Source organism: Mycobacterium sp. (genome assembly GCF_049281135.1).
Lineage (GTDB): Bacteria > Actinomycetota > Actinomycetes > Mycobacteriales > Mycobacteriaceae > Mycobacterium.
The window spans coordinates 1-10,200 of record NZ_JBAPRN010000222.1 but is presented as its reverse complement, the minus strand read 5'-3'; the positions used below and the strand labels follow the sequence as shown (position 1 = coordinate 10,200).

Sequence of the window (10,200 nt, the reverse complement as noted above, 5' to 3'; positions counted from 1 at the left end):
CCCAGCGCCGCGGCCATGTCCTGGGCGTCGGCGTAGCGGTCGGCGGGATCGCGCGCGGTCGCGCGCTCGACCAGCTCGTCGAATGGGGCGGGAACTCCGTTGATCACGCTGCTCGGCGCCGGCACGTCAGTGTCCAGACGTTGATATGCGACCGACAGCGCGGTGTCGCCGGAGAACGGGGTCTGGCCGGTCAACAGCTCATAGGCGACGATCCCCGCGGCGTAGACGTCGCTGCGAGGGCTGGCGTCTCCGTCACGGACCTGTTCGGGGGAAAGGTAGGCGGCGGTGCCGAGAATGACGCTGGTGGAAGTGATTCCGGCCTCGGCGACGGAGCGCACCAGGCCGAAGTCGACGAGCTTGACGTCGCCCTCATCCGAGATCAAGACGTTCTCGGGTTTGACGTCGCGGTGTACCAGTCCGGCGCGGTGCGCGGCGGCCAGCCCGCCCAGCACCGGGCGCAGCACCGCCGCGACGGCGTGCGGCGGCATCGGACCGCGTTCGGCCAGCAGCTCGCGTAGCGTGCCGCCTTCGACAAGCTCCATCACCAAGAACGGGTGCCGAGCGTCCAGGCCCTGGTCGTAGACCGCGACGAGCCCCGGATCCTTGAGACGGGCCACGCTGCGGGCCTCCAGCTGGAAGCGGGTCAGAAATTGCTGGTCGCCCGCGTAGCTGGAGTCCATCACCTTCAGGGCGACCGGCCGGTCCAAACGCGTGTCGAGGCCGCGGTACACCGTCGAGGTGCCGCCGGTGGCGATCTTGGTCGCAACGCGGTAGCGCCCGTCCAGCAATGCGCCCTCGAGGGCGTCTTCGCTCGCCGCTGCAGCCACGGGCCCATCGTAGGCGGCGGCCGGCGCTGCGCCCGAAACCTTTACGCAGTGGCTGAACAAGCCGCGTGCCCGGTCGTACACTGATTCGGTGAGCAGGATTCCGGCCGGGGATGATGTTCTGGGACCCGACGAACCGACCTACGATCTTTCCGGCGTCGCCGATTTGCTCGGGGTGCCGGTGACCAAAGTGCAGCAGCATCTGAAGGACGGACATCTGGTCGCGGTGCGGCGCGCGGGAGACGTGGTGGTTCCGCAGATCTTTTTCACCACGACCGGGGAAGTCGTCAAAAGCCTGCCGGGGTTGTTGATGGTCTTGCGCGACGGCGGTTACCGCGACACCGAAATCGTGCGCTGGCTGTTCACTCCCGACCCATCGCTGACCGTGACCCGGGACGGATCACGCGAGGCGATCAGCAACGCCCGCCCGGTCGACGCGTTACACGCCCACCAAGCTCGCGAAGTCCTGCGCCGCGCGCAGGCCATGGCGTACTGACCGCCGAATCAGGCAGGCCGCTCGTCCGCCGCGGGACGGTTCAGGGTGCGCCACGCGAACAACGCCACCGCGGTGGCCAGTAGAACATGCGGCCACGAGTACATGCCATGTGCGCCATCGGGTTTGAAGATCACCATGATCCAGGTGGAGAACGCCGCGATCGCCGCGACCGCCCGGCGTGACTGGGCGAGCGGGGCCAGCACCGCCAACGGCCAGGAGTAGTACCAGGGCAGTGCGGCGGGCGCGAACAACACCACTACCAGCATCGCCCAGGCGATGCCGGTGAGCGCCTCGCGGTCGTCGTGCCGGAATCGCCACCACAGCAGCGGCAGTGCCACCGCGACGATCGCGATCCCGACGATGCGGGTGACTTGCAGCACCGCGTAAAAACTGACCGAGAAGAACAACCCTCCGACCGCATGGATCAGGTTGGCCGCCGCCGTCGGGACGCTCAGCCAGTTGATGATTTTCACCGAACCGGCCAGTGCGGTCAGCCAGCCGAGGCCCACCCCGGCCACCCCGGACAGCACCGCGAAGACGGCGACGAAGATCAACACTGACGTGCCCGCGGCCGCTGCAAAGGCGCGCAGGGGGCGGTACCCGCGCCGTTCGCACAGATGGCGCATCCACACCCAGACCATGAACGGCAGCGCAATTCCCGCGGTGGCCTTGACCGCGACCCCGACGGCAATCAGCGCGATGCCGGCGATATGGCGACTATTCAGGGTCAGCGCGATTCCGGCGGCCATCAGGCCGACCATCAACATCTCGTTGTGCACGCCACCCATCAGATGGATGATCACCAATGGGTTGAGCGCGCAGATCCACAGTGCTATCGGCACATTCGCACCGATATGGCGCGCTATCCGCGGTGTCGCCCAAATCAGCAGCACGAACCCGGGCAGCATGCACAGCCGCAGCAGCATCGTCCCGACGATTACGTGGTTGCCGACCAGCATCGTGATCAGCTTGGCGATCATGATGAACGCCGGACCGTACGGTGCGGTGGTGATGGTCCAGATCGGACTCACGTTGTCCAGCAAGGCATTCGGGTTGTCGATCGGCCCGACCGCATAGGGATCGAATCCGTCGCGCAGCAGTGCGCCCTGAGCCAGATACGAGTAGGTGTCGCGGCTGAACAGGGGCACCGAAAGCAGCAGCGGTGCCAGCCAAAAAGCGGCGCTGGCCACCATGGTGTATTCGCTCGCGTCGCCGGCAAGGACACGTCGGCCCAGCCACAGCCAAGCGCTGAGCATCAACGTCACACCGATCCACAGCACTACCGAGGACAGCACCAAGCCGTGCCCGAAACGCAGCCAGGACAAGTGCAGCGTCTCCAGCACCGGATCGTGCTGCTTGGTGCTGCCGGCACCAAGCCCCCCCATGGTGATGAGCGCCGCGCCCAGGAAGCCCAGCAGCGCCGGCCGGCCTTCGGTGGTGCTGGCAAATTCCCGCAGTCGTGAAAGATGCTCGGGCGCAGTGGTAGCCGATGCGGTAGCCGGAACAGACGTCGGAATGGACATGTGCGTCAGGCCGATCGCTTTGCGGCGAGGTTGGCGAGCGCGGAAAGTCCGGCCTTGGCCGCGGCGTGGATGGGCGCGTCAGCGAGCAGGCCGAGCGCCCGGCGGGTCAACGCGTCGATCTGGTCTTCGACCGCGGCCAGGGCGCCGACCCGTTCGATCACGTCGCACAGTCGGCCGATTTCGGCATCGCTCAAGTCGGTGCCAACTGAGTCCCGTAACAGCTTGGCGGCGGGCGCATCTGACTTGTCAGCCAATTCCATGGCGGTAGCCAGCAGCACGGTCCGCTTGCCGGAGCGAAGATCGTCTCCGGAGGGCTTACCGGTCACCGCTGGATCGCCGAACACGCCGAGCACGTCGTCGCGCAACTGGAACGCGACGCCCAGGTCATTGCCGACCTTGTGGAAAAGCGCATGGACATCAGGCCGATCCGCGGCAGCAGCGGCGCCCAGCTGCAACGGACGCGACACCGTGTAGGAGGCGGTCTTGTAGGTGTTGACGGCCATCGCCGATGCGATCGACTCCGCGCCGCTGGCCTCGTTAACGATGTCGAGGTACTGGCCGCCGAGCACCTCGGTGCGAATGTCGGCCCAGACCCGGTGGACTCGGTTGCGGGCACCGTGTGGCAAATCGACGCCGGTGACGATGTCATCGGCCCACGCCAGCGCCAGATCGCCGAGCAGGATCGCCGCCGACATCCCGAACTGATCCGCCGGTCCACGCCACTGACGGTCGCGATGCAGGGCAGCGAACTGGATGTGTGTCGTCGGCCGGCCCCGGCGAGTCGCCGAGCTGTCGATCACGTCGTCGTGCACCAGCGCGGAGGCATGCAGCAGTTCCAGCGCCGAGAACAGCAGCAGCGCTTGTTCGTCGGCGTCCATGCTCGACACCGCCCGCCAGCCCCAGTAGGCGAACGCCGGGCGTAGCCGCTTGCCGCCGCCGAGAACGAAGTCCTCCAGGCCGGCGATCAGGGCGTCATAGTCGCTTCCGATGTACGCCGCATCCGTTCGGCGGTCACGCAGGTACCTGCGCAACTGGTCGGTCACGGCGTCGGCCAGCTCGACGGTTGCCGCTGCTTCTACGCTCAGCGCGACACCTCTTCCCGGTCCCTTGAGATCATGGCCCGCCAAGTCTATTCGGCGCGGCGCTGTCCAGCGGCTTTTGCCTCCCTCAGGGCCGCTGACGAGAGGCGGTCGACCGTCGCCGGACGACCGCTTCGACAGCCTCACTATGCTGTCGTGGTGCGTGGCGGGACATGGGTTCGTGGCATCTGACCTGCCGCGGGGGGAACTGGTCGTTCGATGAGGAGAAGCTCGTTGACTTTGAACACGGTCGCGCTCGAGATGGTGCCGCCCAACGTGGGTCGCGGTCGTGAGCAGGCTCTCGAAGAGGCCCACAAGGTGCTGCAGCTGTCCGAGAAATCCGGCATCAACGGCCGGATCGGGCACGTGATGATGCCCGGGCTGATCGAAGAAGAGGACGACCGACCCATCGAGATGAAGCCGAAGCTCGACGTGCTGGATTTCTGGTCGATCATCAAACCCGAGTTGCCCGGGGTGCGCGGATTGTGCAGCCAGGTCACCGCTTTCATGGACGAGCCGGTATTGCGCCAGCGGCTCGGTGATCTGGTCGCGGCCGGAATCGACGGCGTCGTCTTCGTCGGCGTGCCGCGGACGATGGCCGACGGCGAGGGTTCCGGCGTCGCGCCGACCAACGCCCTCTCGATCTTTCAAGAGTTGGTGGCCAACCGCGGCGTGATCCTGATCCCCACCCGCGATGGCGAAGTAGGCCGGTTGAACTTCAAGTGCGATCAGGGTGCGACGTTCGCGCAGACGCAGCTGCTGTACTCGGATGCGATCGTGGGGTTTCTGACCGAGTTCGCCACGAAGACCGACCACCGGCCGGAGATCCTGTTGGGGTTCGGCTTCGTCCCGAAGGTTGAGGAGAAGGTCGGCTTCATCAATTGGCTCATTCAGGATCCCGGCAACGCCGCGGTCGCCGAGGAGCAGGCGTTCGTCACGACGTTGGCGAACACCGAACCGGCGCAACGGCGCAAGCTGCTTCTCGATCTGTACAAGCGGGTGATCGACGGTGTGGCCGACTTGGGCTACCCGCTGAGCCTGCATCTCGAAGCCACCTACGGCAACTCCGCGGCCGCGTTCGACACGTTCGCCGAGATGCTGGACTATTGGTCGCCGGCGAGCTGAGAGTCGACGCGGATCAGCTGGACGGCGGGTCGCTCGGCTCGGCGACTCGAGGTGAGCGATCCCGGGTGTACCAGGCCAGCAGCCCCACCGCGGCCGCCACCGCGATCGACGCCAGAGCCAGCCACAGCGCTGCGCCCTGGAATGAGCGGGTGCTCGGGTCGGTGTAGCGGGCCTGCGCGTTCAGCGTGCTGACCACGCCGGGTTTCAGCTTCCACTCCACGGTTTGCGGGTCGACGCGATCACCGTTGGTGGAGGTCACCGATCCGGGGAAGGCGACCGACAGCTCCACGTCGGCCTCGGAATCGGTCAGTGACGTCAGGTCCGCGCGCCCTTCCAGGATCACCAGATCACCGGCTCGGCGCAGCGACAGGTTCACGCCCTGTGCGTCAGAGTTCATGTGGGCGAGTTCCGGCAGTTCAGCGAAGGTCAGATCGGCAAACGTGGCCTGCGAACCCACGTAGCCGTCGCGGTCGTATTTGGACACCGCGACCTTCTGGCCGAACGCCAGATTGGGATCCAGCTGCGGACCCGGGTCTTTGTCGTTGCGTGGCTTGGCCGCGGCGACGATGTCGCCGGACACCAGGTCGTCGGGGGAGATGGTGATGGATGCCTTGATCCGCACGCAGCCGGCCAGCACGGGTATCACCAGCAGCAGCATCGTCAATGCCGTCAGGCGACGCCGATGACGTGCCGTGAAACCCCCGGACAAGAGCTGTATACCGCTGGCGCGCACCAGGTCATCGTGCCAGACCGGGTCGGAACCGGGGCTACTACAGCGGCAGCTCGCGGCCCAGAATCGCGAATGCCCGTGGGTCGCCGGTGAAGTGGTAGCCGCGGATGACGTCGAGGAAGCCCAGTCGCCGGTAGAGCCGCCAGGCGCGATTGGCCTCGCCACGGGTCTCCGGGGTCGAGAGCAACACGTTGGCTTCGCTGCGCTCGGAAAGCAGCCGACGGGCCAGCGCCTCGCCCAGACCTCGGCCCTGCGCCCGAGGGAGGATGTGCAGCTCGGTCAGCTCGAAGTAGCTGGTCATCAGCTTGCTGATCTCCGGGGCGGGGAAGCCACTGCGCTCCAAGCCGGCCACGACTTGCTGCTGCCACCACTGATCTGGGGCGCCGCAGTACCCGTAGGCCACGCCCAGCAACGGAGCGTCGCTCAGCTCGTCGGACGACGGCGCGGACCCACCCGACTCCTCGACTTCGACGGCTGCCACAGCCTGCCAGCCGCGCCGCCGGGTGTGCTCGAGCCACATCGCGGCGCGCTGATTCTCGGTCCCGGGTGGGTAGCGCATGGCGTCGACGTAGACGCCCAAGGCATCGGAAAGTCGTCGCTGCATGTCCTGTGGCGGCAGGTTGATGAGGAATGTCGCCAACGTGCGGTCTCCTCCTCAGTCGTCCAGTGCAGTGCGCCATCCCATTATCGGGCGGGGCGGCGGTGCGTTGATCGCGGACCGGTCGCGATTACAATCAGCGGGAGAAGCGGTGGTAACGCGCAGATTGACCTCGTATCATTCTTATTAGTCGCCCCCGCAGCGGGCGTAGGCGTGCTATCGGTATTAACGTGACAGGTTCTTGGCAAGGAGGGACGAATGCCACTCTCCGATCATGAGCAGCGGATGCTCGACCAGATCGAGAGCGCTCTCTATGCCGAGGACCCTAAATTCGCCTCGAGCGTTCGGGGCGGCGGGTTGCGCGCCCCGACGGCGCGGCGACGGTTGCAGGGTGCGGGATTGTTCCTGCTCGGACTCGCCATGCTGGTTTCCGGGGTGGCGTTTAAGGCCACCATGATCGGAACCTTCCCGGCGCTGTCCGTGGTCGGTTTCATCGTGATGTTCGGCGGCGTGGTCTTTGCCATCACCGGCCCGCGACTCGGCCGCCGGGGTGAGCGCCCCGGACCCTCGACTGGTGCACGTCAGCGCCGCGGCAAGAGTGCCGGCGGATCGTTCACCAGCCGGATGGAAGATCGGTTCCGCCGTCGCTTCGAGGAGTAGGGTCCGCAACGGAAAAAAGGGCAGCCGGCTGGCTGCCCTTTTTTGTACCCGCTGCCAGCGGCTTGCCGACAATGTCCGCCAAGATGGCCCCACCACGCCCCACCAAGGCAATAGCTGCAGCTCAAGAGCTAGTTCTCTAGCTGTTCTGCACACCCGCTCGATCCCGGGGTGCCATCGTGGTGGCCGAGAACCTGCTGAAACGACATCAATCGGTGACATTCGTGTCGTTAAATGGAGCGAAGTGGGGGATAGTGGGGTATCGTGGCGGAAGTCGAAGGGCATGGAGGTAGCCAGATGTTTCTCGGCACCTACACGCCAAAGCTCGACGACAAAGGGCGGCTCACGTTGCCCGCCAAGTTCCGCGACGCATTGGCAGGGGGATTGATGGTCACCAAGAGCCAAGACCACAGCCTCGCCGTCTACCCACGAGTGGCGTTCGAGGAACTCGCTCGTAAGGCCAGTCAGACTTCGAGAAGCAACCCGGACGCCAGAGCCTTCCTGCGGAACCTGGCCGCCGGCACCGACGAACAGCATCCCGACGCCCAGGGCCGGATCACCTTGTCGGCCGATCACCGCCGCTACGCGAACCTTTCCAAGGATTGCGTCGTGATCGGATCGATTGAATACCTGGAGATCTGGGATGCGCAGGCCTGGCAGCAATACCAAGAGACCCACGAAGAGAACTTCTCCGCGGCCAGCGATGAAGCACTCGGCGACATTATCTAAGGCGCGTGCCCGTGCATCGTGGCCTCTGTCCGAACCGACCCTGACGTACTTCCCCAACGCCAGGTTCGTGCCATCGGACAGGGACCTCGATGCACCGGCCGGGCGGGTCGCCGGTTTGGGTCCTCGAGTCGCCAGCCAAGCCACTCGTCGGGAAGGTGTTGTCATGGCTGACGCCACTGGCGAATTCGGCCACGTGCCCGTTCTGCTCGACCGCTGCTTCGCACTGCTGCGCCCGGCATTGACGCGCCACCATCCCGACGGATCGGGCGCAGTGCTCATCGACGCGACCGTCGGTGCCGGCGGGCACGCCGAGCGGTTCCTCAGTGAACTGCCCGGGCTGCGTCTGATCGGCATCGACCGCGACCCGACCGCGTTGGACATCGTCCGCCGGCGGTTGTCTCGTTTCGCCGACCGGCTCACCCTGGTACAGACCCGGTATGACGGGATCGACACCGCACTCGCCGAATCAGGCTATTGCTCAACCGAATCCGTCGACGGCGTGCTCTTCGACCTCGGTGTCTCGTCGATGCAGCTCGACCGGACCGAGCGAGGCTTCTCCTACGCGCAGGACGCGCCGCTGGACATGCGGATGGATCCCACGTCATCGTTGACCGCGGCCGAGATCCTCAACACCTACGACGAGTCCGTGCTGACCGACATCCTGCGTCGTTACGGAGAGGAAAAGCTGGCCCGCCGCATCGCATCGCACATCGTCCGGCGCCGCGCGCACTCGCCGTTCGCCTCGACCGGCGAGTTGGTAGAGGTTATCTACCAAGCGGTTCCGGCGCCGGCCCGGCGGACCGGTGGGCATCCGGCCAAGCGGACGTTTCAGGCCCTGCGCATCGCGGTCAACAGTGAGCTGGACGCGTTGCGCGACGCCCTGCCGCCGGCGCTGGATGCGCTGACCGTCGACGGGCGCATCGTGGTGATGGCCTACCAATCGCTGGAGGACCGCATCGTCAAGCGACTGTTCGCCGACGTCAGCACGTCCAGCTCGCCGACCGAGCTCCCGGTCGAATTGCCTGGGCATGCACCGAAATTCAGGCTGCTGACCCGCGGCGCCGAACGTGCCGACGCCGCCGAGATCGAGCAGAATCCGCGCAGTGCCGCCGTGCGACTGCGCGCGCTACAACGTGTGGAATCGGAGGGAGGCTCATGAAGGCCAAGCGCGATGCGCAACCGCCCCGCACCGCCGACCGTCGTCGCGGGCAGAGCAACGCTTCCCGGAAGGCGGGGCGTCCAGCAGCCGAGCCGACCGCCGCACGCCGCACTCGCCCTCGCGCCGGGAAAGCTACCGCGCCGGCCCGTGAGCCACGTGGATCGCGATCCGCGCCGCAGACCTCGCCGATGGCGCGGCCCGTCGAACGACCGGCCCGACCGAAGACCGCCACTCAGGCCAAGGCGCGGGCGAAGGCGCGGAAGGCCAAGAAGCCCAAGGTTGTTCGGACCCCATTGCGGGAACGCCTGCTCAACCGGCTCGCGTCGATCGATGTGCGCCCGCAGACTCTGGCAGCCAAAGTCCCGTTCGTCGTACTGGTCATCGGCTCGCTCGGCGCGGGGCTCGCTCTCACGTTGTGGCTGTCCACCGCCGCCGCCGAGCGCTCCTATCAGCTGGGCAGCGCCCGGCAGCGCACCGAGTTGCTGCAGCAGCAGAAGGAAGCGCTCGAACGCGACGTTCAGGAGGCGCAGGCCGCTCCGGCCCTGGCCGAGGCGGCGCGCGGCCTTGGCATGATCCCGACCCGGGACACCGCGCATCTGGTGCAGGATCCCGCGGGGAACTGGGTCGTGGTGGGTACTCCCAAGCCCGCGCAAGGTGTTCCGCCACCGCCGCTGAACAGCAAGCTGCCCGACGAACAGCCAACGCCCAAAGCGCCGCCGGTGAATTCGGTTGAGGTGCCCTCGTTGGTACTGCCCGGCAACGGTGCTCCGCTGGTCCCGTTGGCGCCCGGTCCCGACGCCATGGTTCGCACCCCCGACGGCGCCACCACACTGGGGCCGCAGCATATTCCGGTGCCTGACGGCCCGCTGCCGCTGCCGGGTGCGGGGCCGGCGGCCACGCCGGGAATGCCGATAGCACCGGGAATGCCGATAGCACCCGGAATGCCGATAGCACCGGGATTGCCCCCAGCGCCCGGGTTGGCGCCCGCAGCGCCGATCATGCCCCCGCTCGTCGTCGCGCCAGCGGTACCGCCCGCTCCGGCCGCGCCCCCGATCGTCGCGCCCGTTCCGCTGGCTGCACCGGTGCCCCCGCCTGCCGGGCCGGCCCCGGCCGGCGTCCCAGGCGTGCCCCATCACGTCGTGCCCACCGGACCTCTCCTTGGTGAGCAGTTCGGTCCCCTGACGGTCACGACGCCCGGCGCTCCACGGTGAATCGCGCGCACCGGCCGGGCGGCAGATCACTACGACAGACGCAGCCCCGCAAGCAAAGTCGGGCAAAGG

Annotated in this window: 11 protein-coding genes; 6 read left to right on the top strand and 5 right to left on the bottom strand. The window is 66.9% G+C overall.

From position 1 onward, the window contains the following. Positions 1 to 827 (bottom strand): protein kinase domain-containing protein (locus tag WAN02_RS09185; protein WP_422263841.1); only part of this gene is annotated, 827 nt, incomplete at its 3' end. A gap of 88 nt (positions 828 to 915) precedes the next feature. On the opposite strand from WAN02_RS09185, the gene WAN02_RS09180 reads away from it, so the two are divergent. Then, positions 916 to 1,320 carry an Rv2175c family DNA-binding protein gene (locus WAN02_RS09180; protein ID WP_422263840.1) on the top strand — a complete coding sequence of 135 codons (405 nt, stop codon included), beginning with the start codon at positions 916 to 918 and terminating at the stop codon, positions 1,318 to 1,320. Positions 1,321 to 1,328: 8 nt separating this feature from the next. On the opposite strand, the gene WAN02_RS09175 is transcribed toward WAN02_RS09180, so the two are convergent. Both WAN02_RS09175 and idsA2 read right to left on the bottom strand, forming a co-directional pair. Then, positions 1,329 to 2,843: an alpha-(1->6)-mannopyranosyltransferase A gene (locus WAN02_RS09175; protein WP_422263839.1), complete on the bottom strand. Its 1,515-nt coding sequence runs from the start codon at positions 2,841 to 2,843 to the stop codon at positions 1,329 to 1,331. A 5-nt stretch (positions 2,844 to 2,848) separates the two neighbouring features. Next, positions 2,849 to 3,898, bottom strand: coding sequence for a bifunctional (2E,6E)-farnesyl/geranyl diphosphate synthase (gene idsA2 / locus WAN02_RS09170; protein WP_422263844.1), 1,050 nt, complete (start codon positions 3,896 to 3,898; stop codon positions 2,849 to 2,851). Between the two features lie 258 nt (positions 3,899 to 4,156). On the opposite strand from idsA2, the gene WAN02_RS09165 reads away from it, so the two are divergent. Continuing rightward, positions 4,157 to 5,047 (top strand): mycobacterial-type methylenetetrahydrofolate reductase, encoded by an 891-nt coding sequence (locus WAN02_RS09165; RefSeq protein ID WP_422263838.1) that lies wholly within the window; start codon positions 4,157 to 4,159, stop codon positions 5,045 to 5,047. 13 nt (positions 5,048 to 5,060) lie between these two features. On the opposite strand, the gene WAN02_RS09160 is transcribed toward WAN02_RS09165, so the two are convergent. Together WAN02_RS09160 and WAN02_RS09155 are read right to left on the bottom strand one after the other, a co-directional pair. After that, complete coding sequence (locus WAN02_RS09160; RefSeq protein ID WP_422263843.1) at positions 5,061 to 5,705, bottom strand: LppM family (lipo)protein; 645 nt, start codon at positions 5,703 to 5,705, stop codon at positions 5,061 to 5,063. Between the two features lie 112 nt (positions 5,706 to 5,817). Then, positions 5,818 to 6,417 (bottom strand): GNAT family N-acetyltransferase, encoded by a 600-nt coding sequence (locus tag WAN02_RS09155; protein WP_422263837.1) that lies wholly within the window; start codon positions 6,415 to 6,417, stop codon positions 5,818 to 5,820. 216 nt (positions 6,418 to 6,633) lie between these two features. On the opposite strand from WAN02_RS09155, the gene WAN02_RS09150 reads away from it, so the two are divergent. The 4 genes from WAN02_RS09150 (at position 6,634) to WAN02_RS09135 (ending at position 10,131) form a co-directional block, all read left to right on the top strand. Next, positions 6,634 to 7,035, top strand: coding sequence for a DUF3040 domain-containing protein (locus WAN02_RS09150; RefSeq protein WP_422263836.1), 402 nt, complete (start codon positions 6,634 to 6,636; stop codon positions 7,033 to 7,035). Positions 7,036 to 7,329: 294 nt separating this feature from the next. Next, positions 7,330 to 7,761 carry a division/cell wall cluster transcriptional repressor MraZ gene (mraZ, locus tag WAN02_RS09145; protein ID WP_422263842.1) on the top strand — a complete coding sequence of 144 codons (432 nt, stop codon included), beginning with the start codon at positions 7,330 to 7,332 and terminating at the stop codon, positions 7,759 to 7,761. Further along, entirely contained in the window at positions 7,736 to 8,920 is a 1,185-nt protein-coding gene (gene rsmH, locus WAN02_RS09140) for a 16S rRNA (cytosine(1402)-N(4))-methyltransferase RsmH (RefSeq protein WP_422263835.1), read from the top strand. The genes mraZ and rsmH overlap by 26 nt, the downstream gene beginning before the upstream one ends. Continuing rightward, positions 8,917 to 10,131: a hypothetical protein gene (locus WAN02_RS09135; protein ID WP_422263834.1), complete on the top strand. Its 1,215-nt coding sequence runs from the start codon at positions 8,917 to 8,919 to the stop codon at positions 10,129 to 10,131. The genes rsmH and WAN02_RS09135 overlap by 4 nt, the downstream gene beginning before the upstream one ends. Positions 10,132 to 10,200 lie beyond the last annotated feature (69 nt).